General features: G+C 60.3%; 21 protein-coding genes and 3 pseudogenes. 7 read left to right on the top strand and 17 right to left on the bottom strand.

All coding sequences use genetic code 11. The annotated features are described in order from the left end of the window. Window positions 1-273 precede the first annotated feature (273 nt). On the bottom strand, window positions 274-999 hold the full coding sequence (locus tag PQR40_RS13530; protein WP_408509169.1) for a YczE/YyaS/YitT family protein: 726 nt from the start codon (window positions 997-999) through the stop codon (window positions 274-276). A gap of 186 nt (window positions 1,000-1,185) precedes the next feature. Beyond that, entirely contained in the window at window positions 1,186-2,955 is a 1,770-nt protein-coding gene (locus PQR40_RS13535) for an adenine deaminase C-terminal domain-containing protein (RefSeq protein WP_408509170.1), read from the bottom strand. A gap of 257 nt (window positions 2,956-3,212) precedes the next feature. On the opposite strand from PQR40_RS13535, the gene PQR40_RS13540 reads away from it, so the two are divergent. After that, complete coding sequence (locus tag PQR40_RS13540; RefSeq protein WP_408509171.1) at window positions 3,213-4,115, top strand: LysR family transcriptional regulator; 903 nt, start codon at window positions 3,213-3,215, stop codon at window positions 4,113-4,115. Window positions 4,116-4,185: 70 nt separating this feature from the next. Here the strand turns inward: PQR40_RS13540 and PQR40_RS13545 are convergent, their stop codons facing one another. After that, a complete protein-coding gene (locus tag PQR40_RS13545; RefSeq protein WP_408509172.1) occupies window positions 4,186-5,094 on the bottom strand; it encodes a LysR family transcriptional regulator in 909 nt (302 codons plus the stop codon). Window positions 5,095-5,206: 112 nt separating this feature from the next. On the opposite strand from PQR40_RS13545, the gene PQR40_RS13550 reads away from it, so the two are divergent. Both PQR40_RS13550 and PQR40_RS13555 read left to right on the top strand, forming a co-directional pair. Next, window positions 5,207-5,902 (top strand): NADPH-dependent F420 reductase, encoded by a 696-nt coding sequence (locus PQR40_RS13550; protein ID WP_408229423.1) that lies wholly within the window; start codon window positions 5,207-5,209, stop codon window positions 5,900-5,902. Between the two features lie 43 nt (window positions 5,903-5,945). Continuing rightward, on the top strand, window positions 5,946-6,563 hold the full coding sequence (locus tag PQR40_RS13555) for a hypothetical protein (protein ID WP_408229426.1): 618 nt from the start codon (window positions 5,946-5,948) through the stop codon (window positions 6,561-6,563). A 4-nt stretch (window positions 6,564-6,567) separates the two neighbouring features. Here PQR40_RS13555 and PQR40_RS13560 read toward each other — a convergent pair. The 5 genes and pseudogenes from PQR40_RS13560 to PQR40_RS13580 form a co-directional block, all read right to left on the bottom strand. Further along, window positions 6,568-6,651: pseudogene (locus tag PQR40_RS13560) on the bottom strand (IS6 family transposase); the annotation flags it as partial. Between the two features lie 83 nt (window positions 6,652-6,734). Continuing rightward, a pseudogene (locus PQR40_RS13565) lies at window positions 6,735-6,821 on the bottom strand (ABC transporter ATP-binding protein); the annotation flags it as partial. An 87-nt stretch (window positions 6,822-6,908) separates the two neighbouring features. Continuing rightward, a complete protein-coding gene (locus PQR40_RS13570) occupies window positions 6,909-7,427 on the bottom strand; it encodes a helix-turn-helix domain-containing protein (protein WP_408509173.1) in 519 nt (172 codons plus the stop codon). After that, window positions 7,424-8,641, bottom strand: a complete 1,218-nt coding sequence (locus PQR40_RS13575; RefSeq protein ID WP_408509174.1) for an MFS transporter — start codon at window positions 8,639-8,641, stop codon at window positions 7,424-7,426. The genes PQR40_RS13570 and PQR40_RS13575 overlap by 4 nt, the downstream gene beginning before the upstream one ends. 113 nt (window positions 8,642-8,754) lie before the next feature. Then, entirely contained in the window at window positions 8,755-9,189 is a 435-nt protein-coding gene (locus PQR40_RS13580) for a winged helix-turn-helix transcriptional regulator (protein ID WP_408509175.1), read from the bottom strand. Window positions 9,190-9,346: 157 nt separating this feature from the next. On the opposite strand from PQR40_RS13580, the gene PQR40_RS13585 reads away from it, so the two are divergent. From PQR40_RS13585 to PQR40_RS13600, 4 genes are all read left to right on the top strand, one after another. After that, window positions 9,347-10,345 carry an aldo/keto reductase gene (locus tag PQR40_RS13585; RefSeq protein WP_408509176.1) on the top strand — a complete coding sequence of 333 codons (999 nt, stop codon included), beginning with the start codon at window positions 9,347-9,349 and terminating at the stop codon, window positions 10,343-10,345. A 16-nt stretch (window positions 10,346-10,361) separates the two neighbouring features. Continuing rightward, the gene (locus PQR40_RS13590) at window positions 10,362-10,673 is read left to right on the top strand and encodes a high-potential iron-sulfur protein (protein ID WP_408229438.1); all 312 of its coding nucleotides are present in this window, start codon (window positions 10,362-10,364) and stop codon (window positions 10,671-10,673) included. Between the two features lie 73 nt (window positions 10,674-10,746). Further along, on the top strand, window positions 10,747-11,196 hold the full coding sequence (locus PQR40_RS13595; RefSeq protein ID WP_408229441.1) for a (2Fe-2S)-binding protein: 450 nt from the start codon (window positions 10,747-10,749) through the stop codon (window positions 11,194-11,196). Continuing rightward, window positions 11,196-13,460, top strand: a complete 2,265-nt coding sequence (locus PQR40_RS13600) for a xanthine dehydrogenase family protein molybdopterin-binding subunit (protein ID WP_408509177.1) — start codon at window positions 11,196-11,198, stop codon at window positions 13,458-13,460. Before PQR40_RS13595 ends, PQR40_RS13600 begins: the two co-directional genes overlap by 1 nt. Window positions 13,461-13,482: 22 nt before the next feature. Here the strand turns inward: PQR40_RS13600 and PQR40_RS13605 are convergent, their stop codons facing one another. The 9 genes and pseudogenes from PQR40_RS13605 to PQR40_RS13645 all read right to left on the bottom strand — a co-directional run bounded on the left by PQR40_RS13605 (window position 13,483) and on the right by PQR40_RS13645 (window position 24,004). After that, on the bottom strand, window positions 13,483-14,097 hold the full coding sequence (locus PQR40_RS13605) for an ankyrin repeat domain-containing protein (RefSeq protein ID WP_408509178.1): 615 nt from the start codon (window positions 14,095-14,097) through the stop codon (window positions 13,483-13,485). A gap of 68 nt (window positions 14,098-14,165) precedes the next feature. Then, on the bottom strand, window positions 14,166-15,653 hold the full coding sequence (locus tag PQR40_RS13610) for a catalase (protein WP_408509205.1): 1,488 nt from the start codon (window positions 15,651-15,653) through the stop codon (window positions 14,166-14,168). A 664-nt stretch (window positions 15,654-16,317) separates the two neighbouring features. After that, a pseudogene (locus tag PQR40_RS13615) lies at window positions 16,318-16,503 on the bottom strand (IS6 family transposase); the annotation flags it as partial. 13 nt (window positions 16,504-16,516) lie between these two features. Then, window positions 16,517-17,695: a porin gene (locus tag PQR40_RS13620; protein WP_408509179.1), complete on the bottom strand. Its 1,179-nt coding sequence runs from the start codon at window positions 17,693-17,695 to the stop codon at window positions 16,517-16,519. Window positions 17,696-17,748: 53 nt separating this feature from the next. Then, on the bottom strand, window positions 17,749-18,834 hold the full coding sequence (locus tag PQR40_RS13625) for a DSD1 family PLP-dependent enzyme (protein WP_408509206.1): 1,086 nt from the start codon (window positions 18,832-18,834) through the stop codon (window positions 17,749-17,751). A 162-nt stretch (window positions 18,835-18,996) separates the two neighbouring features. Then, window positions 18,997-20,427, bottom strand: coding sequence for an aldehyde dehydrogenase family protein (locus PQR40_RS13630; protein WP_408509180.1), 1,431 nt, complete (start codon window positions 20,425-20,427; stop codon window positions 18,997-18,999). Window positions 20,428-20,499: 72 nt separating this feature from the next. Next, window positions 20,500-21,261: an SDR family NAD(P)-dependent oxidoreductase gene (locus PQR40_RS13635; protein WP_408195192.1), complete on the bottom strand. Its 762-nt coding sequence runs from the start codon at window positions 21,259-21,261 to the stop codon at window positions 20,500-20,502. 60 nt (window positions 21,262-21,321) lie between these two features. Then, window positions 21,322-22,866: an APC family permease gene (locus PQR40_RS13640; protein WP_408229455.1), complete on the bottom strand. Its 1,545-nt coding sequence runs from the start codon at window positions 22,864-22,866 to the stop codon at window positions 21,322-21,324. A gap of 205 nt (window positions 22,867-23,071) precedes the next feature. Further along, on the bottom strand, window positions 23,072-24,004 hold the full coding sequence (locus PQR40_RS13645) for a LysR substrate-binding domain-containing protein (RefSeq protein WP_408229458.1): 933 nt from the start codon (window positions 24,002-24,004) through the stop codon (window positions 23,072-23,074). Window positions 24,005-24,134 lie beyond the last annotated feature (130 nt).

Here is a 24,134-nt window from a genome sequence, read left to right on the forward strand (position 1 = left end):
ATGCCGACGTCATGATTGACGTCTCGAAGCCGGGGGTAATTGCGGGCGCAACTTATACCTGAGGCGGAATTCAAGGCCGGTGGTCTGGCCGCCAATCAAATGCGGCAGCGTGCCGGATGCGACCTGCAGGCGATCACACGATCACAAACAATCGATTGTTTGGGGAGCCGCCTTTGATGTTCCCCGCGTTGGTATGTGTGCAGCGTCGAGTTTGGTGCGACACGCAAAGCCAGGACGATTGCCATCGACTCCGTCGCTGGCAGCCGCCCTGGTTCAGAAGCGCTGACGCGAATAGGACCGATGTTCCAACGATCTTCGGTGATACAACACGATCGCAGTTTTGATTTTCTGGAACAGAAAGAAATAGAGTTTGATGTACTGCCCCACCAGAATGGCGTTCATGAACGTGCCTTCGCGGATGAATTTGGGGCCGCCAAGCAGGGTGAACCCGATCACCGCACTGACGATCAAAAGCGTGCAGTCAAAGGCCGACTTTATGTCACCCCACTTTCGTCCCGTGCGCTTGAAAAGTGTATTGACGAACATGTCGATCGGCATGAGCACGAGGTTCGCGCGGATCATCAGGAACAGGCCGAAAGCCAGCAATGCATCTGCGAAAGCTAACAGGAAGAATTTCGGGAGATAGTCCTGAAAACCGATCGACCTGGTCAGCATCAGGTTCAGATCCAGGCACGTAGCCAGCACAAATGCCGGAATCAACGAGGCGAAGTTCTTCAGTTTGAAGTCTTTCCGCGCGGCCAGATAAGTCAGGAACAGCATGAACAACTCAAGCATGAAGTTGTACGTTCCCTGGCTCAGACGCGGGTACACGAGGGTCATCGTCCGGGTCAGGCTGCTTTGCGGTGAAATGCCTATGCCAGCCCTGATCGCCAGGCTGATGCCCAAGGTCAGTATGTAAATGCCAATGACGTAGGTGATCCAGCGCCGTTTCAGGCTCCCGGTATCAATGACTTCAGCTTCCCTTGCATGGTGCGCCATTACTGCCCCTTGGTTGTCTTCCTGCTTTTGTGCGGTGCTGTTCGCCTTTCTTGATGATGGGGCACCGCGCTATGGTGAGGCGTTTTCCGCGATGTACCGGAGTGAACGTGCCGGTTCCATCCTCAGCTCCCACGGCCGGCGGGAATCTAGCGCACCCGCCGGCCTTCTCTTCCTATCGGGTTAACATCAAACCATGAAACCGAACCGGTCGAGAGAGATGAACAAGGTCAAAAGCTTGTTCACCACGGGCTCGCCCTCATTGCGGTTGCCCATCGCCTCCAACGCGGCGTCGACGGCGCGGGTCGCGCTGAGCAACTCGGAAAGGTTCATGTTGGCCTGGATGCCGTAGATGTCGAGGGGCAACACCGCCTTGATTTCCTTGTTGTCGGTGACGACGCACCCACCCGCATAGGTGTCGACCCGTTGAAGGCAGTGGCACATTTCTGCGCTGTCCTGTCCGACCGCGACGAAGTAAGCTTTGGGCGCAGGCCAAAACGTTGCCACGGCGCCGCGATCGATGTAAACGCCTTTGAACAGACCGTTGACCACATGGCGCTTGCCGTCGGCATAGCGCTGTACGACCGAAATCCGGTTGAGCTTGACGCCCCCTACTTCGGCGACGACTTTGCCGTCCCGCAACGGCACCCAGACTTCCTGATAGAACTTCTCGTGGCCGCGGCCATAGACGTCGAACAGGTACACCTTCGCCTGCTCGCCATCTGCCGAGATCTCCAGCGGAACAAGGTCCAGTTGTTCCGGCGTCAGATCGCCAAGACCCGGAACCGGCTTTTTCACCATGCTGGAATAGTCGATATCGGCTTGCTTCAACAGATTGCGATCTTTGGCGACCAGTTCGCCATCCTTGAAAACAAAGCGCGGGTTAATCTTCGACAGGCTGTCGGTCAGCACGATATCGGCAAACCGGCCTGGTGTCAGCGAACCGAACTTGTTGTCCATCCGGAATGCACGCGCCGTATAAAGGGTCGCCATCTTGATCGCCTTGATCGGATCGATGCCCATTTCGGCGCACAGCGAAACGATCCAGTCCATGTGGCCCTTGGTCAACAGGCGGTCGACCGAGATATTGTCCGCGCACAGTTGAAAATTCTCGGCAGGCCACTTACGTTTGACAATCGCGCGCAGCATGATTTTAATCACGTCGCTGCTGCCGACGCCGAATTTGATTTGCGTCTGAAGCCCGTAGCGGACGCTTTTCTCGATGTCGTCCTCCTTCCAGACATCGTGGTTGGCGAAGGCGCCGATCGCGGGCATGTAGTTCAGCATCATGTCCGATAGCGCAGTCACGCCCCAGTGAGTGTTCATGAAACCGCCCTTGGCACGCCCCAAGGCCGATTTGCGGAAGTCGTCGTCATTGCCCACGCTATAGGTCAGGTGCGCGAGCTCGCCCAGGCCGATCACCGGATCCATCTTCAGCAGGGCATCGGTGACCTCCACGGAAGTTTTCTTTCCTGGTGCGAACGCATACACCCGATAGGGTAGGCGTTCGTGGTTCTTGAACAGTTGCTCGGTGGCCTGCACCGCTTCTGAGCCCGCCGCACTCACAAAATCGAGGCATTCGGAAAAAATGGTAGTCGTACCGCAAGGGACGATGGCCTCGGCAAACGCTGCCGGATGGGCCAATTGCGCATCGAAGTGAACGTGGGCGTCGATCAGGCCCGGGATGGCATAAAGGCCTTCACCGTCAAAAACCTCGCGCACCTTGATAGCCGTTTCGTCAGGATTCAATGCAACGATGCGCTTGTCGTAAATAAGAATGGATCCTTGATAGACGGTTTCGCTGTGGACGTCGAGGATATTCAGATTCTTCAGGAGAAGATCGGCCTCCTTTCTTCCATTGAGAACCTCGAAAATCGCTCTCACCTGGTCATAGTGGGTATTCGCCTGGCCATGTTGCCCGGATGCTGTGACGTTTCTCTCGCTGACTTCTTGATACATGGTTGTCTCACTTTCATCAATTAGTTTGAGCCTGCTTCTTGCCGCGTCGCGACGAACAAATTGGTCAGCGTAGATGCGGAACAATATTCACGGAAAGGCAGGTCGAAAGCATGCTTAATCGACATCTTTCACATCCAATCGCCAACCAACGCGACTGGTGCAATTAAGACTGAAGTGAGCGTTTCTAAAAAGAAGCGTTTTTTGCACGGAGCGTGCACTTTTCGAGTACGCTATGCCGACCAGGGAGGCCGCCGAACATGCTCCATTCACGATTGCTACGCTACCTCGACGAAGTTGCACGTTCCGGCTCGATCCGCGGTGCTGGCGAAAAACTGCACATTGCCCCTTCTGCCATCAATAAGCATCTGCTGCTCCTTGAAGAGGAGATCGGCGAACCGCTGTTCGAGCGCCTGCCGCGCGGACTGCGACCGACGCAGGCAGGGGAAATCCTCCTTGCCCATGTGCGCAAAACCATTCTGGAATACCGCCAGGTCGAAGCCGAGATACGCGACCTCAAGACGCTGCAGAAGGGCGAGGTGATCATTGCCACCGTGACCGGGCTGGCCAGCGGAATCGCCTCCACTGCAGCAGCAAGTTTCTGTGCGGACCACCCTCATATCAAGATTTCGATCACGGCCATGTCCGCGCGCGAAATCCTGGACGCGCTTGTCAGCGGTGAAGCCGATCTGGGCTTGGGCTTCAACCTGGCGCCATCGCCACAACTCGAAATCCTTTGGGAGATGGACACGCGCCTCGGTGCTGTGATCGCACCGAGCCATGCATTGGCGCGAATGGAGTCCATACCGCTCGCCTACTGCACCTCTTATCCACTCATCTTCGCCGACCGATCCATGCTTATGCACGGCATCGTCGCCGATACTTTCGTGGAAGCGGGACTCAGTGTCGAGCCAGCCTTTCGAACGAATTCGATCGAGACGATGAAACGCCTCGCCGCTGCGAGCGAAAGCATTGCGTTTCTCAGCAAGTTCGACATCGCGGAGGAGCACCGCCAGGAGATTCTCACTTACCGACAGATTCGTGACCGCGTCTTCAGCAAGAATGTCCTCTCCCTCGTGCGCCGCGAAAAGCTCGGACACGGCCTTGCGAGCTTGCTGCTCGCTGAGGAAATCATGGGCGTATTGGGGGCAATGAGCGGATGACGCTGGCCCATGAAATGGGGATCTGTCGCGTTAAGTCGTTCAGGAAATATTTGGGCTCCTGAATTTTTACTCAGGGTGCCTTCGCAATGTTCTCGGAGCCGAGTTCCCGCATGACAACGTCCACGAAGCTGCGCAGCTTCGTGGTCTGCCGCCGGTCGGCGTGGAAGAGCAGGTGCATCGGTCGCGACGGGGTGTCGAAGTCCGGCAGGATCCGGACGAGCTCGCCGCTGGCGATGGATGCTCGCGCGAGATCTTCAGCGATGAAGGCGATCCCGAACCCTTCGAGCGCTCCTGAGAGCAAGGCGGCGGCGTTGTTCACCTGTAGCTGACTGCGAACCCGGACGTCGATTTTGCGACCGTCGCGCAAGAATCGCCAGTCGACTGACGATGCCCACGTGCTGGCATAGCCAAGGCATTCATGCGCCTTCAAGTCTGTCGGGTCGCGCGGGATTCCCCGTTGATTCAGGTACGCCGGTGATGCGCAGGCGACCAGGCGGAATGGACGCAGCGCGCGCGCCGTCAGCGACGAGTCTGCCAGCCGGCCGATCCGGAAGACGGCCTCAAAACCTTCCTCGACCAGATCGACATATCGGTCGGTGAGGATCAACTCCATCTCGACTTCGGGATATTGGCGCAGGTAGCGGGTCACGAGAGGCATCAGCGTGTGTGTGCCGAACGACACCGGGGCATTGACTCGCAGACGCCCTCGCGGGGTGCCTGTAGCGTTGTCGCCAGCCGCATCCGCCCATTCTGCCTCCGCCAGCACCAGCTTGCAGCGCTCGTAGTAGGTCTTGCCGATCTCGGTGAGGCTCTGGCGCCGGGTGGTGCGGTTGAGAAGCCGCGCGCCAAGGCGCGCTTCGAGGTAGCTGACGTGTTTGGCGACCATTTGCGGCGACATCGTGAGGGCTGAGGCCGCGGCGGCGAACGAACCCAGGTCCACGGCCTTGACGAACGTGGTCATGCTGGCAAGCCGATCCATTCACTACTCCCGGTGGTGAGACTAATGCTCAATTGAGTAATTATTATCGAAAACGAGATTGATACACTCAAACGCATCGGATGTCATATCGACACGGACGAAAGGAATGAACATGAAAATCGGAATCATCGGATCAGGCAACATCGGCGGCGCCCTCACGCGCCTTTTCCGCGCGGCCGGACACGAAGTCACCGTTGCCAACTCGCGTGGCCCGGCTTCCCTGGCCGAGTTGGAGCGCGAGACTGGTGCACGCGCTTCTTCGGTCAACGAGGTCGCGCAAAGCGCCGAGGTCGTGGTCCTGTCAATACCTCTGAAGAACGTCGAGTCCCTGCCCGCCGGTCTGTTTTCCGGTGCAGCGCGTGGCCCGATCGTCATCGACACCAGCAACTACTATCCGCGTCAGCGCGACGGTCGCATCGGCGATATCGAAGCCGGCACCACCGAAAGTGGCTGGGTGCAGCAACGTATCGGACACCGCGTCGTCAAGGCGTTCAACTCGATCCTGGCGCAGAGTCTCGTTGAGAACGGACGGCCCGCGGGCACGCCGGGGCGGATTGCGCTGGCGGTCGCCGGCGACGAGGCGGATGAGAAAACTGTCGTCATGAAGCTGCTGGACGACATCGGTTTCGACACCGTGGATGCCGGCACGATCGCCGACTCCTGGCGCCAGCAACCGGGCACGCCAGGCTACCTCCAGGACTTTGACTCCGCAGGAGTGCGCGCAGCGCTGCAGCAGGCTCGGCGAGAGCGTACCGCCGAGTGGTCCGGGACCGCGAGCAGCCCGGGCTCGTTCGAGTCGCCTATTTGAGGCAGCGCATCGCCGGTTGCTTGTGTCATCACCTGGATCTCCCATGAACCTCAATCGCTCTCTCCGCACCCTTGCGGCCATTCTGGTTGTATCGTCGAACCTCGCCGGCGTGCACGCAGTGGCCAAAGAGCCGCCAACGCTGATCGAACGGTTGAACCAGGCGGGCCCGGAAGCCGAGGCCCTGGCCCGACGCGTCGGAACCTGGGACGTCACGATCACGAGTTGGGATGCGCCGGGCGCTGCGCCTGTCGTCATCACTGGGCTCGTGGCCGAACGCCGAATGATCGGGCCGATGCTCGAAGAGGTCCTGCAACCGAGTCCTGGCACAACCAGGGCGTCCTTCAGTCGTGCAGACTATTTGACCTTCAATCGGCTCGAAGGGCGATGGCAATATATGTCCATGGACAGCCGTGTTCCGGACGGATTGATGTCTGCCTGGAGCCTCGACGCGGACCCAGAGCAGCGCGTGTTCATGAGCTTCCTGCCCTTCGCCACGCCGAGCGGCACCGGGGCCGGCGCAAACGGGCAAATGCTCCGCATGGAGCAAGTGATCCTGCGTCAGGACGCCGATCATGAATTGAAGGACCAGTACTTCACGGCTGCCGGGAGTGCACCCATCAAGTGGCTTGGCAACCGCTATAGCTACACGCGTCGTCAATGAACTTGAGCAGATAAGACTCGCCGCACAGTGTCACGCACATTTCGTCGAGGTGCCAGGTCGAGCCAGGCTTGCGACGCGCAGCCTTGATCGTGGTAAAGCGATCTCGCATTCTTCCTCACGCGACCTTACTCGACCATCTCAGCAACGTGACATGACCTACCTAGGCGAGCCTGGTTTTCTTGCATCCGCGAGTTTCAGGCCGAACGCCATGTTGTCGTACAGCGTCATGCGCGGACAGAGCGCGTGCGACTGAGAAACAAATCTGCATGCGTACGCCCGGTGAACAAAACACCGTAGCGCCGAACGATCGCCAGCACGGCCGGCCGCAGACAACAAGGGTCCATCCTAGTCCACACGCTCATTCAAATACGCGGTTGGCGCAATGCCGAAGCTGCGGCGGAACATCGCCGTGAACGCACTCACACTGCCGTAGCCGACTTCGAGTGCCGTCGCCGTGACCGACTTCCCCGTCGCGAGCAGCGCCAGCGTCTCGAAGATCCGCACCTGCTGGCGCCAGTCCGAAAAGCTCAATCCCGTTTCGTTCCTGAACGTGCGCGTAAACGTGCGACGCGACATGTTCGCGAGAGCAGCCCACTCGTCCATGTCGCACGCATCGTCGGGCGCTGCGACGAGCGCGCGGCACACGCGTAGCAGACGTTCATCGGCGGGCATCCGCAGGTACAAGGGCGCGGTCGGCAGACGCACCATCTCGTCGAGAATCAGCAGCATCAGACGCTCGTCGCGTCCGCCCAACTCGTATTCGGTCGGCACCAGCATTGCTTCGAGAATCAAGGTGCCTGAACCGAGCGTGGAATCGCGTCGAAAGACAACACGGCAGCTGATCTGCTGGAGTTTCGCATTCAATCCCGGATCGCTTCATTGTCCTGCCCCTGGTTCGCCTGCTCACGCATCAGCAGGAGCAGCGCGATAAGCACAAGCACGATCGTCAAGCCAACGAAGAGCAGCGTCGCGCGTTGAATGTCGGCGAGCTGCACGGCGATGCCAAGGCCAATCACGGGTAGTGAGATCGCCACATAAAGCACGACGAAAAAGCTGGACGTGACTTCCGCTCGCCTGTGCGCCGGCGCCGCGGACGCGATCTCGCCCAACCCGGCGCGGAAGCTGATGCCCTGCCCGATTCCTGCCAGGGCGGTGCCGAGCAAAAGCGCACCGAGCGAGCGCTCCGGCACGCACAGACCAACACATATCAGTCCCACGACGAGTCCAACGCAGCCAGCCGCTTGCCTCCATCGGGCAGCAATGACCGTCTGTACGATTTGCCCGAGTGCGGAGCACGCGAACAGCAGGAACACGATCGCGCCGGTCACGATGCCGCTGTGAAAGCCGAGTACGACCCGAATCAGTTGCGGGGCGACAGCCGCAAAGAAGCCCACCACGACGAAACCGGCAAACCCCGCCAGCGCGGCAGGAATAAACGCACGGCGTACTTCGGCAGGAAGCGAAATTTTCTGGATGCCGAGCTTCACCCGGGCAGGAATCGTAGCGGTCTCCGGCACGCCAAGGACAACTAGCGCGGCGACGCCCACCAACGCGAGATGCGCCGCATAGGGCAAGCGCGTTGGCCAGGGGAATAATTCGACGAGGATGCCGCTTAGCAAAGGACCACAACCCAGCCCGAGCATATTTGACGCCGTGGCCGCGAGCATGGCTTTGCCGCGCCACGCAGGCGGCGCGAGTTCGATCACGGCTACGGTGGCGGTTCCTGTGAAGATGCCGGCGGAAATTCCCGACAGCAGGCGGCCGAGCATCAGAAGCACCAACCCGTCGCCAAGCAGGAACGTCAGCGCTGATGCGGCCGACGCACACAGTCCCGCCAGTAGCATACGACGACGGCCTAGCTGATCGGACCAGTTGCCGACCAGTAGCAGTGCACCCAGCACCCCGACTGCATACGAGGCGTAGATCACCGTGATGATGGTCGGTGTAAAACCATACTGCAGTTGGTAGTACCGATAGATTGCCGTCGGTAGCGTTGTACCCATCATGTTGATCGCGAACGCCAACGCGACAGCCAGAAATGCAATCGGGGATTGCGGTGTGACAGCAGCTGCTTTCATGAAACGTCCCAACGGTTGCTCGAAGATTGCGGGCAATTATGGGCAATTTCTCACGGCCTTGCTGGCGGCTCGACCGTGGCGGTCAGCTTCGACCTTGCATTCCAGCGGCGGCGCTAAGCGATTGGCACCTCACGCGGACGTAGGTGATCGACCCGCTTTTCGCCGTGGTCGAACTCGCGCCGCGCCAATTCCATTTCGCTCATGTGGACTTCGACCCAATCCCATATCCCGCAGATCTTGTCGAGCAGGCTCCGCCCCAGTGGCGTCAGCTGATAGTCGACCCGCGGCGGGATCATCGGATGCACGTAGCGCGTAACGAGGCCGTCACGCTCGAGCTGCCGCAGTGTCTTGGTGAGCATTTTCTGGCTCACGCCCTCCACCACTTCGCGCAGCCGCGAAAAACGCATCTCGCCATGCGTACCGAGTGCGTCGATGACGAGGATCGTCCACTTGTCCGCGATCTGCTCGATGATGTTCCGCGCCAGGTCGTCGGTTTTTTTTTGTGGGTTGTCGTGCGCGTAAGCGCCGTCGTAGCAATTAGTTTCCATGGGGAAAGTATGAAACCGTCAGGTGCCTTCTTGTGATCGCCGGATGCCGCTGAAATAATCGACTTGCCTGCCCGTCCGATGGGCACGTCGCCGTTAGTCAGATTGCATTCGACCCGGATGCGGTGCTTTACGTAGTGCTTTGATTAGAGAGCTTCACATGACTATTGAAACAATCGCAATTGAAGGTTTAACGACCCCCGTCTCACGCATCGGCCTTGGCACCTGGGCGATCGGCGGATGGATGTGGGGCGGCACCGACGAGAAAGACTCGATCGCGGTGATCCGCCGGGCGCTCGACAGCGGTGTCAATCTGATCGACACAGCGCCGGTGTACGGCTTCGGCGCTTCGGAGGAGATTGTCGGCAAGGCGCTGGCCGATGGGTATCGGCACAAGGCGGTCATCGCGACCAAGGTCGCATTGGAATGGCACGACGGTGCGGTGTTCCGCAATTCGTCGCCAGAGCGCATTCGTCAAGAAGTAGAGGATACGCTTCGGCGCTTGCGGACAGATTACATCGATCTGTATCAGGTGCACTGGCCCGATCCGCTCGTGCCGATCGAAGAGACCGCCGCGGTGCTCGACGATCTGCGCAAGGAAGGCAAGGTGCAGGCGCTGGGCGTCAGCAACTTCTCGCCTGCGCAAATGGATGCATTCCGGCGCGTGGCGCCGCTGTCAGCCACGCAACCGCCGTACAACCTGTTCGAGCGCGATATCGATCGTGATGTGCTGCCGTACGCAAAACAGCATGGGCTCGTCGCGCTTGCCTATGGGGCACTATGCCGCGGACTGCTGGCCGGGCGCATCGGTGTCGAGACGCGGTTCGAGGGCGACGATCTGCGCCAGCGCGACCCGAAGTTTCGCGAGCCGCGTCGCGAGCAGTATGTCGCGGCCGTAAAAGCACTCAACGTGTTCGCGCGCGATAACTTCGATAAATCGGTGCTCGCGCTGGCGGTGCGCTGGGTGCTCGACCGCGGCCCGACGATCGCGCTGTGGGGCGCACGTCGCCCGGCACAGTTGGACGGGATTGAAGATGTGTTCGGCTGGCGCCTCGACGAGAAGGCGTTCGAGCAAATTGACGCGATTGTTGCGCAGTTCGTCAAGGATCCGGTTGGGCCGGAATTCATGGCGCCCCCAGAACGTGTGCTCGTAGCATGACAGGGAGCCATCGAACATGCGAACCCATCGACGCACCTTCATGCTCCATTCAATCGGCGCCGCAGCGCTCGCGATCAGCGGACGCACCGTCTGGGCGGCGCCCCCGCAGCTTCTGGAGAGCGATCCCGCTGCGCAGGCACTCGGGTACAAGACCGATGCAGCCCATGTCGACCGCACAAAATATCCCCATTTCAGCGACAACCAGCGCTGTACGAACTGCCAGTTCTTCCAGGGCAAGCCAGCCGACACCAGCGCGCTCTGTGCGCTGTTCGGCGCAAAACAAGTGAGCGGTACGGGATGGTGCAACGCTTATCAGGCAAGAGCATGAACGGCGTGCGCAGGTAGGCGATGCCAGGCAGCGCCGACGGGTGTGGCGTGCGTCGACAACAAGGAGTGAACCGATGGAACTGATTGTGAATGGCGTGCATCACAACCTCGACGCCGACGCGAACATGCCGCTGCTATGGGCGGTGCGTGACCTGTTAGGCCTGCATGGCACCAAGTTTGGCTGCGGCGTGGGCGCATGCGGCGCCTGCACCGTACATCTGGACGGCGTGGCGGTGCGTTCATGCGTCACCTCACTGAGCGATGTGCAGGGCAAGCCCGTGACGACGATCGAAGGCTTGGGCAAAGGCGGCGAGCATCCCGTGCAGCGAGCGTGGAAAGCCGCGAATGTGCCGCAGTGCGGCTACTGTCAGCCTGGCCAGATGATGCAGGCTGCGTCGCTGCTAAAACAGACGCCGAAACCGAGCGATGAGCAGATCGTCGAAGCGATGTCCGGCAATGTCTGCCGCTGCGGCACCTATCAACGCATCAAGGTTGCCATCAAGGCAGCGGCGGAGCAGGCGTAATGAGCGAGATTGTCAATCTGAGCCGGCGCCGGGTGCTGAAGGGCACTTTGGCGGGCGGGGTGGTATTGGGCCTGCAAGTCGGCGGCGCACGCATGGCGTTCGCAGCGAGCCCGCTCGCTTCGGCGAGCGGCGCCAGAACGGTATTTGCACCGAACGTCTATGTATCGGTCGCGCCGTCGGGCGAGATCGTGCTGGTCGTGCATCGCTCCGAGATGGGCACCGGCATTCGCACCAGCCTCGCAATGATCCTCGCCGACGAACTCGATGCCGACTGGAACACCGTCAAGGTCGTGCAGGCACAAGGCGATGCGAAGTACGGCGACCAGAATACCGACGGCTCGCGCAGCATCCGCCAGTTCTTCCAGCCACTGCGCGAGGCAGGCGGCTCCGCGCGCCAGATGTTGATGGCCGCCGCCGCTGCGCAGTGGCGCGTGAGCTCGGCGAGTTGCCGGACTGAACCGGGTCATGTGGTGCATGCGGCGAGTGGGCGGCGCCTTTCATACGGCGCGGTGGCCGTAGCCGCGGCGCGTCAGCCAGTGCCCGGCCGCGACACGCTGCACCTGAAAAATGAGGACACGTGGCGCTATATCGGCAAGTCGCTGCCGATCGTCGATCTCGACGACATTGTTCACGGCTGTGCGACGTACGGCATCGATGTCGTATTACCCGGTATGACGTATGCGTCGGTCGAACGTTCGCCCGTGTACGGTGCAACGCTCAAAAGCGTCGACTCGACCGAAACGATGAAGGTGCCCGGCGTGTTGCACGTGGTGCGCATTGCTTCCACCCCGCTGCCCGCCGGCTTCCGGCCGCTGGGCGGCGTTGCAGTGATAGCGACCAACACGTGGGCCGCGCAGCAAGGGCGTCAGAAACTGAAGCTCGGATGGGACCTCGGGCCGAACGGCACTTACGATAGCCACGCGTATCGCAAGGCGCTTGAGGACACCGCGCGGCAGCCTGGGAAAGTTGTGCGCAACAACGGCGATACCGCGGGCGCGCTGAAAAACGCTGCACGACATGTGTCAGCGGACTATTACGTGCCGCATCTGGCGCACGCGGCGATGGAGCCGCTGGCTGCGACTGCATCGTTTGCGAACGGCGTGGTTGAGGTCTGGACCGCGACGCAAAATCCGCAGCAAGCGCGTACAACCGTCGCACAGGTGCTCGGCCTGCAGGAGCAGGCCGTGACGATCAATGTCACGTTGCTCGGCGGTGGCTTCGGCCGCAAGTCGAAACCGGACTATGTGGCCGAAGCCGCGTTCCTGGCGCGCGAAGTCGGCACACCCGTCAAGCTGACGTGGACACGCGAAGACGACATTCGAAACGACTACTTCCATGCCGTGTGCGCGCAGCACATGGAAGGCGGACTCGATGCGCAGGGCAGGACCATTGCGTGGTTGCACCGGAGCGTGTTTCCGTCGATCGGTTCGACGTTCACGCCGAACGTCGTTTATGGTTCGGCGGGCGAACTCGGTCAGGGTGTGACCGACATGCCTTATGACGTCGCCAACGTGCAGTGCGAAAACGGGGCGGCGCCGGCGCATACACGTATCGGCTGGTATCGCTCGGTGTACAACATTCCGCACGGCTTCGCGCTGGGCTCGTTCGTCGACGAACTCGCCGCTGCTGCGCGACAGGATCCGGTGCAGCATCTGCTCGCGCTGCTGGGCAGTCCGCGCCATGTCGATCTGCATGCGCTGGGGGTCGACTATCCGAATTACGGCGCGTCGATCGACGAGTATCCGATCGATACCGCACGCTATGCCGCGGTGGTCCGCGCGGCCGCGGTGCGGTCGAACTGGTCCGCCACGTTGCCCGCTCGCCATGGGCGCGGCATCGCTGTTCATCGCAGCTTTCTGTCGTACGTCGCCGCCGTCGCGCAGGTGCAGGTTGCCGACGATGGCTCGGTGCGCGTGACGCGTATCGATCTGGCGGTCGACTGCGGACGTATCGTCAATCCCGATCGCGTGATCGCGCAATTCGAAGGGGCTGTCGTGATGGCGCTCGGCAACACGCTATACAGCGAACTGACCTTCAGTAGCGGCGCGGCCGACCAGTCGAACTTCACCGACTACCGTGTCGCCCGTATCGACTCCGTGCCGGAAACGCACGTATATATCGTGCCGAGCGCTGCACCGCCTGGCGGTGTTGGCGAACCGGGTGTGCCGCCGGCAATGGCTGCGATCTGCAACGCGATCTTCCATGCGACAGGCACGCGGATTCGGGCGTTGCCGGTCGATAGCGCGTTGTTAAAGCGGGCGTGAACGGTGCGTTATCGGTCACGTCTCATTGTGTCGCGCCGGCGTGCCGCAATGCATCCTCCGCAGCCGGGTTGTGTTGTGCGATCGCCATTTGCAACGCGGTCCCGCCGCGCGCATCGACATGATTCGCGTTGGCGCCGCGCGCGACAAGCACCGGAATCATATCGAGCCGGCCGAATAGCGCGGCAAACGACAATGCCGTTTCCCCCGCGTTGTTGGTTTGATCGATGTCGCAATGCGTGTCGAGCAACATCGTCGCAATATTCGTCTCGCCTTTGAAGAGCGCCCCCATCAGTGCCGTGTTGCCATGCCGGTCGGCAGCGCAAGCGTTGGCGCCTGCAGAAAGAAGGACCTTCAATGTCTCCGGGTGATTGTCATACGCGCTAAGGATCAGCGCGGTATAGCCTTCGGGTGTCGTTGTCTCGAGCGGGAAATGGGCATCGATCAACGCCTGAACGATATCCGTGCGTCCTGCACGCGCCGCGACAAACCAGTCTTCGGTGTAACGCGGCGTGTCCGTCACGGCCGAATACGTTCCCGGCTGATACACATGCTGTGCGCAACTCGCCGTCAACAGTGCGGCCAGGGTGGCGACCGCCACGGTCCGAACAAGGCGTCGGGCAGTAAAAGAGCATCGCATTACGTTCTCCGTAAGAAAGCCTGTCTAATCAGCTGGGAAGCCTGCTTGCGCAGGCTCCCGTGCATGCTTCAGTTATCGCTCAGGTGTGCTGCCGCATCCTTCACACGGGTGACATCCGCGTTGGTCGCACGCGCGAGGCGGGGACCGTAGTCGGCATCGGCCTTATAGAAGTACGAGAGCATTGCGTACTTGTTCGCATCGTTGGTCACGCGGCCAAGGTCGCCCGACAGCGCCGTGATCAGATCGGTCTTGCCGGACTCAGACAGCGTCCGGTAATACTCGCCGGCCTGACGGAAGTCGAGCGTCTTGTGGATCGCTCTTTGCTGGGTTGTCCCTTTCAGCGGCGTCTGCACGGACTTGTACTTGTCCTGCTGCGAGATTTCGGCGACTCCGGACGGCTCGTAGTTCACTTCGCCCTTTCGATCCCCCTCGTTCATGAAGCCGTCCTGGTTGTTGTTGTAGACCGGGACGATGGGGCGGTTGATCGGCAACTGGTTGTAGTTCGGGCCGAGGCGATACATCTGCGTATCGGCATAGGAGAACAGGCGGCCCTGCAACATCCGGTCCTCGGAAGGTTCGATCCCCGGCACGAGCCGCGACGGCGCGAAAGCCGACTCTTCCGTGGACTCAAAATAGTTGTCCGGAATGCGGTTGAGCGTCATCGTGCCCACCTTCTGCTCCGGGATGGAGGACGGCCACACCTTCGTGTCATCCAGCGCATCGAAGTCGAATTTGTCCAGGTCCTTCGGCGAGAGCACCTGGATGTAAAGATCCCACTGTGGATACGAATGCGCCTTGACCGAGTTGTACAGGTCATTGGTCATCAGATTCCAGTCCGCGCCGATCGAATGCGGGATATCCTGGGGACGAATGCCTTCGATACCCTGACGGCTCTTCCAGTGAAACTTCACGTAGTGAACTTCCCCTTTTGCATTGACGAACTTGAAGGCGTGCACGCCGTAGCCGTCCATGTGGCGATACGAATCCGGCATGCCCTCGTCCGTGTAGAGGTGCGTCAGCATGTTCGTCGCTTCGGGCGAATGGGCGAAAAAGTCGAACGCCAGATTCGGATCCTGCACGCCAGTCACTGCCGATGGCTTGTTCGCATGCACGAAGTCTGGAAACTTGATGGCGTCCCGAATGAAGAAGATCGGCCAGTTGATGCCGACCATGTCCCAGTTGCCTTGCTGCGTGTAGAACTTGATAGCGAAACCGCGCGGGTCTCGTGCCTGCTCGGGCGACCCGCGATAGCCCATCACCGTCGAGAATCGGACGAAGACCGGGGTCTTCGTTCCAGGCGTGAACACCTGGGCAGCGGTCAGCGAACTGAGGTCTGTAGTCGGCACGAACTCGCCAAAGATACCTGTGCCACGCGCATGCACGACGCGCTCGGGTATCCGTTCCCGGTCGAAGCGCTGCAGTTTCTCGATGAGATGAGAGTCCAGCAAAAGAACCGGACCTTCGGGGCCTGCCGTCTGGGAGTTCTGGTTATCGCCGACAGGCGACCCGCTATCCTGGGTCATATCCACGGCATACGCCGGCTGAGCGATCGCCATTGCCGAGACGATCGAGAAAATGCTTGCTGCAATCTGTGTCTTCAGTATTTTCACGTTGGATTCCTGGTTCATGGGGAAACCAGAAGAATCCTATGACTCAGTCATTCGATTATCCAATCTCTTTTTCCTATCATTTCAATAGCCACTGAATTACCCTGAAAAATAAAAATTACAAAAATAAAGTTGACAATTTAAACGAATTGAAATGAAAATAGATTGCGGATTCCATGACGAAAATATGAATTAAAAGATTATTCGGAATTTCGAAGAGAGAATCTGTCATGGGTCTTGTTGCATTGCCGTTTCCCAACAATGACGCCGCGTCATGCGCGTGGCGGCCCGCCTAGGCGCCGTGCGTGGCTCGTCGGACTGAGCCGTGGTATGCCGTGTGGATAACCTGGTGCGACGATATGCCGGGCAAGCCACGTGATCGATATGTGGGCAGGCGCCGTGTGCACTTTATTCAGTTCGAATAATTTAAACTTCATTTATTATTTTCGCGCATACCCTTATGAATGATATGTTTTTATCCATCACATCCAGAAAACGTTTAATTATTTTATAAATCGCCTTAAGTTAACCTTATCATTGCACGAAATAATGACAATTAAATCAGGACCGCAGGCATGCGCACCAATAATTGGAGATGCCTTTCCTGATTTCATCAATCGTCTCGAATGTGAATTGAGGTGCTATCGATAACCATTCCTGCAACAAAGCGCTCGCCGAGTCGTTTTCGATAGAGCGGGATGCACAGTAGATGTCGCCTGAGCGCGTAGTGCTGGCGAATCGGGTTGAAGCTCGACAGCAACGCTTGCGTGGGTTCGGGATCGCGAAAGCCACGCAAGCGACAGCGCTGCGCTTTAGAACTGATGCCGCACGCCGAGCAGTACCATCGTCTCCGAGTTCTTCCCCGAATCGAGGCCATAGGAGCCGATTGACGCGGTAGCTGCCGTACTGCCGCCTGTGCCATCGGCCGTTCGACCAGATGCCTTCTGATATGCAGCGAGCGCGTAGACGTCAGTACGCTTCGAGAAGGTGTAATCGGCACCCAGGCTGACCTGATTGTAGGTTGCGTCGGTTTGCGCGCCGCCGTCGCCCTTGGTGAAGTTGTAGCCGACGCCCAGTGTCGTCGTGGGAACCGGTTTGTAGTTCACATAGACCGTAGCGTTGTTAAAGTGGGTATCGGCCGACAGCGACCCTTCTCCGTATGCGACATTGCTGTATGCCGCGCCGAACTGGAACAAGCCGAATTGATAACTCGCGGCCGCACGAATCATGCTCACCGACTTTGCCGAGAATAGTCCGCGATTGATACTCGAAAAATAGGGGTTGTCGGTCGTCGGTGCGCTAGCGCCCGGTGCGAGCGACACACCGCTGCCGGTCAACACGAAATCGTTCGCGAAGTTCGCGTGAAGATACCCGGCGGCAAGATTCAGTGGACCGTTCGCATATGCCGCTGCAAGCGCATAGGTCTGACCGCTCGACGCGTTGCCCGCGACTCCGCCGAGCGCATACATTCCTTCCCACTGAAAGCCCGCGTAACTCGGGCTCACATACTTCACGGCATTATTGACGCCAAGGCTTTCGTCGTAGTTGTCGAGATCGCCCGGCGTCGCGAACGCCGAACCGAAGATCGCGTCCTCCGTCAGCGGTTCGATGAGGTCGACTAGCGGATCGAATTGCCGTCCGAGCGTGACGGTGCCGAGCGGAACGCTCGCCAGGCCGACGGTCGCAACGCGGCCGAACTCCCGCCCGTTGTTGTTCAGCGCGCCGTTGCTGAGAACAAAGCCGTTTTCGAGCCTGAATACCGCGGAGAGTCCGCCGCCCAGATCTTCCGTGCCCTTCAAGCCCCAGGAGTTGGCGCTCAGCGTCCCGTTTATCATCTGGAACGCGCTGCCCGTTCCGCCATTCGTTTTCGGCAGATTGCTCACGTAGCCGATGGCGGTATCAAGCGTGCCGTATAGCGTCACACTGCTTTGCGCCTGTGCGGCGCTGGCCAGCGCACCGCATGCTAGCCCAGCCAGGAGTTTAATCTTCATCTGATCTCTTCTTCGTTGAATTGGAACGGCTTCTGCCAAATGCGGCTGCATCTTCACCATCCCCGGAATCTCGACCAGTGATCGAGAATTTCATGCGATCCCGTCCTGATGACCGTGTAGTGATCGTGCTGGGCGGCGGTCGGGCACGCATGATTGGGCAGAATGCGCACCAGCGACCCAATCGGCAGCCGCGGCAACTGGGCGTCCGCCCCGCTGCGCAGCGCGAGAATGCCCTGCTCCTGATTCGCCTGGACCATGATCAAGTCGGGGTACGGCACGCCATCGACATCGCAGACCACGCCGTAGCCCTGATCGAGCTTCTGCGAGGCCGTGCCTCGATCGCGCGACATCGCCATCCAGCCCGCATCGACCAGAATCCAGCCTTTGTCGGGCTGATGGCCGATCACGGTCGCGAGCACGCTGAGCGCGATGTCGTCGATGGCGCACACGTTGAGACCCGCCATCACGAGATCGAAGAACACGAACACCCCGGCGCGTACTTCCGTGACGCCGCTCAGATCACGCGCGAAGTGAGCCGTCGGCGTCGACCCCACGCTCACTACCGGCGCGGGGAGACCCGCATCGCGCAACACGGCCGCACACGCAACCGCTTCCGAACGCTCGCGCTCGGCCATCGCGCTGATTGCTTCGACGGTGTCGCACCCGTACGACTCGCCCGCATGGGTCATGACGCCGCGCAACAGCGCACCGCCCTCACGCAGCACACGACCGATGGCCACGAGTTGCTCAGAGGCCTTGCGGCTTACGCCAGCACGATGACCGTCCGAGTCGATCTCGATCAGCGTGGGAATGGGATCGCGACTGATGCGTGACTGCTTCGCGACCGCGTGGGCGGCATCCAGGTTGTCGACCACCACCGACAGATCGATCCCACGCCGACGCAATGCCGTCACGCGCTCGAGCTTGCCCGGCGCGATACCGACGGCATAGAGGATGTCGCGCACGCCGCCCTCCGCGAATTGCTCGGCCTCGCGCAACGTCGATACCGTCGCTGGGCCGGCTGGGCCATCCATGACACGGCGTGCAACGTCGAGAGATTTCGCCGTTTTCAGGTGCGGACGCAAATTGACACCGAGCCCCGTGAGCATTCCCCGCAGACGGGCGATGTTGCGGGTCATCCGGCTTTCGTCGAGCAGTAGCGAGGGCGTGGCCAGATGTTCGATTGATCGGGTTGAAGCAGGAACGTATTGCGAATCGCCGACGATGTTCGGCTCACCGCGCGAGCGCGGTGTTGGCATGATGCTGGTCATGAGTCGGAATGTAGAAAGAAGTGAACGCACTTACAGCGCGACGACGCCGGTCTTGATCTGGGCAAAGCTGCGCAGCCCCTCAGCCCCTTTTTCGCGGCCGTAGCCCGAGCGCTTGAAGCCGCCGAAGGGCAGCTCAACGCCACCGGACGCACCGTACGTATTGACGAAGACCTGTCCGGCCAGCACCTCCCGGATCATCCGGTGCGCGATGCCGATGTCGCGCGTCCATACGCCGGCGACAAGACCGTAGTCGGTACCATTCGCGAGGCGCACCGCCTCATCAATATCGTGGAACGGCGTGACGGCCAGTACCGGCCCGAATACTTCTTCCTGACCGATCGCGCTGTACGGATCGACGTTGTCGATCAGTGTCGGCTGAAAGAAAAATCCGTCGCCAAGTGCACCGCCGTTGAGCGCATCGCCACCGACGACGATTTTTGCGCCGTGGCCGCGAGCCCGTTCGACGAACGACATGACGCGGCCGCGCTGGATCTTCGAAATCAGCGGGCCCAGTGCCGGGTCATTCAGCGCGGGACCGATCTCCACGTTGGCGAAGGCCTGCGCAACGCGCGCCACCATCACGGCGTGCAGGCTCTCGTGGACCAGCAACCGCGAACCGGCAGAGCACGTCTGACCTGCGTTTTGCAGGATCGCGTTGATCACACCCGGCACCGTGCGCTCGAGATCCGCATCGGCAAACACGATATTCGGCGACTTGCCGCCCAGCTCCATCGTCGCCGGGATCACGCGGTTGGCCGCCGCGTGAGCGATGATGCGCCCCACTTCGACCGAGCCGGTGAATGAGATGTGGTCGATGTCGTCGTGCCCCGTCAATGCCGCGCCCGCGGTCTCACCAAACCCGGTTACGACATTGAGAGCGCCCGCAGGCAGACCTGCTTCGAATGCGAGCGATGCGAGCCGCACGGCGGTCAACGGCGCCTCTTCGGCGGGCTTCAACACGCAGCAGTTGCCCATCGCTAGCGCCGGCGCAATCGTGCGTGCGAAAATCTGCATCGGGTAATTCCACGGGATCACATGCGCCGTGACGCCGTGCGGCTCCCATTCCGTGAAGATCATCGTGTCCGCATTCAGCGGGATCGATGAGCCGTAGTGTGTTTCCACCGCACTGGCGTAGAAGTCAAAATACCGGGCGGTGAGTTCCGCGTCGCGCCGCGCCTGCTTCAACGGCTTGCCGGTTTGCAGCGCTTCGAGATGTGCGAGATCCGCCTCGTCACGCTTGATCAGTTCGGCGATGCGCCGCAGGATGCGAGCGCGCTCGGCAACCGCAACCTTGCGCCATTGCCGCGACGCGCGCCGGGCCGCGCGCACAGCGCGATCGATCTCATCGGGACCGCAATCCGCTGTCAGGGCGATCACCTTGCCGCTGGATGGGTCCAGCACCGCAACCGTATTGTTTGTCTCGATCGACTCTGCGTCGATGAAGGCGGCCGTCTGTTTCATTATGTGACTCCTGTGGAGGCGCAAGCCGGCCGCCGCATCAGCGGCCGAACGTTGCGGGAATGAGTGGAATACCTAGCGCGCAGTAAAGCCGCCGTCGAGCACGAGATCCGTGCCGACCGCAAACGAGCTCTCGTCGCTTGCCAGAAAAAGTGCGCCGTAGGCGATTTCGCGTGCGTCGGCCACGCGCATGATCGGCGCCCACGACGCCTGAGCCGCGGCGGTCTTCGCGGGGTCCAGGCTGTTATCGACTTCCGCCTGCAGCAGCGGCGTACGCGTAATGCCCGGACACAGCGCGTTGACGCGAATGTTGTGACGAATCAGATCGAGCGCGATCGACTTTGTGAACATCATTACCGCGCCTTTGCTGGCGTTATATGCCGGTGACTCAGGGACCGCGACGATGCCCATCTCCGAGCCGAGCGTGACGATTTTGCCGCCGCCGCGCTCGATCATCTTAGGCACCGCATGCTTGACCATCGTGAACATACCCTTGACGTTGGTGGTCAGAACCGCGTCCCACTCGTCCTCGGATAGTTGCTCGATCGGCATCACACTGGTAATGCCCGCATTGCATACGAGGATGTCAAGGCCGCCATGCTCATCGACAGCGTGCTCCACCATGTAGCCGGCATCCGTCATCGAACGCACGTCGCCTGTGCAGCCGGACACGTTGCCGTATTGCGTCAGTTCGTCTACCGCTGCGGCGAGCGCCGCGGTGTTGATGTCGGTGATCACGACATGCGCGCCCTCCTGCGCGAACAACTGCGCAATTGCCTTGCCTATGCCTGACGCACCACCGGTAATCAGCGCGATCTTGCCATTTAGTCTGCCCATCACGATTCTCAGGTTGGTTGCCACAAGCCACGAAGAGACCTCTGCGTGGCGAAGAAAATTTCAGGCCGCTTCGTTGCCGTAGCCAAGTGCCTTGTCAGCGCCGCGTGTTGTCGCCGAGCCGACCGGCAATTCATCGAGCGATTCGATTTCGACATCGACCATTTCCGGAATCGCCTCGCCTTCAATGAAGAGCACGGCACCCAGGCGATAGAACGCTGGCGAGCCGCGACGCTTGAGTTGCCGGCCCCACAATGCGGCGAGGACGATCACGGCCACGACAATCCACGGGAACACGGTCAACGGCGCCGCAGGCCACGGATGAACGTTCAGCCAGATCGCTGCCAGGAAAATAACGTTGGAGATAACGGGGAACGCGACATGCAGCACCAGCGAAAACTCTGCGCGATAGCGCTTCCACATGAATACAGGCAATGCGACGTTGGTGAGGATCAGGATGGGCAGCATGCCGAGCGACGACAGATAGCCGAGATTGCCGAACGCGGACATCGGGTCCCACCAGAACCCTGCGCCAATCCCCACCACGAGGGTCAGGATCGAGTACACGATAATCGCGACGTGAGGCGTCTTGTGCTTCGGATGAGTACGGCCGAGCGCCTTGTGAAGCAGCCCATCGCGTCCCAGCGAATACAACACGCGGAAATTAGCGGTATGGATGGCAAGCACGACAGCGACGATTGCAGAGACCGCTGCGAGATCGACGAGATTGCCGTACATGTGCCCAAGATAGCGCACGGCAAGGTCGTGGATCGGTTCCTGGGAATTGGCGAGCTTGTCCATGTGCGCTGAACCGTAGCCGACCACGATCGAATACATCGCGAACGTGAACCACAAGCCAGCGAGCACGACTGATCCAATCAGCGCGATCGGCAGATTGCGGCGCGGATTACGACATTCCTCCGCCACAGTCAGGCACGATTCGAAGCCGAAAAACGCCATGACGATAAAGACGAATGCCTGGCCGATACCGCCGAACCCCTGATCCGCGTGCATCGGCGAAAAGCTCTCCGGCACCTGACCCGCATCGCCACCCTTGATCACGATAACGATCAATAGGCCGCCCACCACGACGACTTCCGCGATCAGCAGCGCGACGTCGAATTGCATCGACGCATGGACCGAATACCACGCGAGAATGCCGACCAGGACCACGACACCGATCATCAACGCCCACCACGGCACCATGATGCCGAAGTCATTCCGAAGTGCGTTGCTGAGAAAACCGCCGAACAGGTTGGTATTGATCGGGCTTTGCAGTGCGTACGCGAACAGCATCAGCATCCCGGCTGCAAAACCGGCTTCGGGCCCAAGACCCAGCGTAATGAACTTGTAGAAGCCACCCGCTGACGTGACACGCTTGGCGAATTCCGCGATCGTCAGCGCCATTAGCGCAATGCCGGCAGTCCCCAGCACGAACACAAATGGCGAAGAAACGCCGGCCTTGCCGCCGATCAGCGCCGATATGAACATCACGCCGATGGTCGGCGAGATAAACGCGAGGGACATGCCCATCGCACTGATCAATCCCAACGCGTTGCGCTTGAGGCCATCGGCCTCAGCACTCGCGCTCATCTCTTTCGTAGTCATCTAATCGCTCCAGTCAGGTCAACTTGAGCGCATCGTAGGTGGCCACAAAACTGCAATCCAATGCCGAAATTCGATCACGCGATGCTGAGCGGGCATGACGCTATGGCGTATTCGTGTGACTTATCCGGATGAGGACGAACATAGGCCTCGCGACCGGACTTTGCCGATTGCGGTGACTTGAATAGCGGCTTGCGCTTTCAGCGACTCAGGCCGCAGCCGGCAGAACCGCATTCGCTGCGGAAGCGGCCGTCAGCGTTTCCCAGAATGCTTCGGCGCTGCTGGGCAAGCGAGCGCGTGGACGAAACAGCGTGATGTCGACGTCGAGATCCCATTCGGAAGAACCCGCGCGCACCAGTTCCCCCGATTCGAGTTCGCGACCGACCTGACTCTGCGGCAGCCACGCAAGTCCGCGCCCATCGCGCACCATCGAGTTCAACACGCCGGCGAGCGGCGAAACGAAGACGCGGTCGAGCTGATTGGCTGCCGGCGAGGTACGCAACAGGTTCTCGACCGCGCGACCGATGGCAGACGTTTCGGCGTACGCCAGGTACCGGCAGCGATGCGAAGACGCACCGTCAAGCGAATCGATCGGCTCACGGTCGGCACCGGGCCGCGACAACGGCAACAAGCGGTCGAAGCCAACGCGATAGACAAGAAACTGTTTCGGGTCGAGGCCAATATCGACTGAAGGATGCGTGTGGCACAGCATAAAGTGGCTCGTGCCCTGCAGCATCATGTGCACACACGCGTTCGCATGGCCGGTATCGAGCCGGAACTTCAGCACTTCCCCTGTTTTTTCAGAAGCGCTGATCCACTGGGGGAAGAATGTCAGTGAAAGGCTGTGTGTCGCGACAAACTTGACCGTACTGGCGAGTCCCTCCGCTGCCGCACGCAACTCGTCGCGCCCCTGGTAGAGCTGCCGGGCCACCTCCTCGGCGATATCGCGGAACCGCTCACCCGCTGCGGTCAGCGCAATCGGTTGCGCGTTACGATCGAGCAACGTGACGCCGACCCACTCTTCCAGCATCTTGACGCGCCTGCTGAACGCCGGCTGCGTCATGAAACGCAGCTCGGCGGTGCGCGAGAAATTACGCGTGGCCGCCAGCGTCAGGAAATCTTCAAGCCACTTCAGTTCCATGGGCAAAAACCAACCGCTTCAGTCGAAGAAATGCCCGCGCCGATGAAGTCATGCTCGCCGAAGGCAGATGCAAGACGAAGCAACTGCTGTGCCGAGCCGAATACGCCATATCGGAAATGCCGACGGCCCA

The organism is Paraburkholderia sediminicola (genome assembly GCF_046026855.1).
Classification (GTDB): Bacteria; Pseudomonadota; Gammaproteobacteria; order Burkholderiales; family Burkholderiaceae; genus Paraburkholderia; species Paraburkholderia sediminicola_A.

Bases quoted from the DNA above. Each gene is read 5' to 3' on its own strand.
- PQR40_RS13530 (WP_408509169.1), bottom strand. From the start codon at position 999: ATGGCGCACCATGCAAGGGAAGCTGAAGTCATTGATACCGGGAGCCTG.
- PQR40_RS13535 (WP_408509170.1), bottom strand. From the start codon at position 2,955: ATGTATCAAGAAGTCAGCGAGAGAAACGTCACAGCATCCGGGCAACAT.
- PQR40_RS13540 (WP_408509171.1), top strand. From the start codon at position 3,213: ATGCTCCATTCACGATTGCTACGCTACCTCGACGAAGTTGCACGTTCC.
- PQR40_RS13545 (WP_408509172.1), bottom strand. From the start codon at position 5,094: ATGGATCGGCTTGCCAGCATGACCACGTTCGTCAAGGCCGTGGACCTG.
- PQR40_RS13550 (WP_408229423.1), top strand. From the start codon at position 5,207: ATGAAAATCGGAATCATCGGATCAGGCAACATCGGCGGCGCCCTCACG.
- PQR40_RS13555 (WP_408229426.1), top strand. From the start codon at position 5,946: ATGAACCTCAATCGCTCTCTCCGCACCCTTGCGGCCATTCTGGTTGTA.
- PQR40_RS13575 (WP_408509174.1), bottom strand. From the start codon at position 8,641: ATGAAAGCAGCTGCTGTCACACCGCAATCCCCGATTGCATTTCTGGCT.
- PQR40_RS13580 (WP_408509175.1), bottom strand. From the start codon at position 9,189: ATGGAAACTAATTGCTACGACGGCGCTTACGCGCACGACAACCCACAA.
- PQR40_RS13585 (WP_408509176.1), top strand. From the start codon at position 9,347: ATGACTATTGAAACAATCGCAATTGAAGGTTTAACGACCCCCGTCTCA.
- PQR40_RS13590 (WP_408229438.1), top strand. From the start codon at position 10,362: ATGCGAACCCATCGACGCACCTTCATGCTCCATTCAATCGGCGCCGCA.
- PQR40_RS13595 (WP_408229441.1), top strand. From the start codon at position 10,747: ATGGAACTGATTGTGAATGGCGTGCATCACAACCTCGACGCCGACGCG.
- PQR40_RS13600 (WP_408509177.1), top strand. From the start codon at position 11,196: ATGAGCGAGATTGTCAATCTGAGCCGGCGCCGGGTGCTGAAGGGCACT.
- PQR40_RS13605 (WP_408509178.1), bottom strand. From the start codon at position 14,097: ATGCGATGCTCTTTTACTGCCCGACGCCTTGTTCGGACCGTGGCGGTC.
- PQR40_RS13610 (WP_408509205.1), bottom strand. From the start codon at position 15,653: ATGGCGATCGCTCAGCCGGCGTATGCCGTGGATATGACCCAGGATAGC.
- PQR40_RS13620 (WP_408509179.1), bottom strand. From the start codon at position 17,695: ATGAAGATTAAACTCCTGGCTGGGCTAGCATGCGGTGCGCTGGCCAGC.
- PQR40_RS13625 (WP_408509206.1), bottom strand. From the start codon at position 18,834: ATGACCCGCAACATCGCCCGTCTGCGGGGAATGCTCACGGGGCTCGGT.
- PQR40_RS13630 (WP_408509180.1), bottom strand. From the start codon at position 20,427: ATGAAACAGACGGCCGCCTTCATCGACGCAGAGTCGATCGAGACAAAC.
- PQR40_RS13635 (WP_408195192.1), bottom strand. From the start codon at position 21,261: ATGGGCAGACTAAATGGCAAGATCGCGCTGATTACCGGTGGTGCGTCA.
- PQR40_RS13640 (WP_408229455.1), bottom strand. From the start codon at position 22,866: ATGACTACGAAAGAGATGAGCGCGAGTGCTGAGGCCGATGGCCTCAAG.
- PQR40_RS13645 (WP_408229458.1), bottom strand. From the start codon at position 24,004: ATGGAACTGAAGTGGCTTGAAGATTTCCTGACGCTGGCGGCCACGCGT.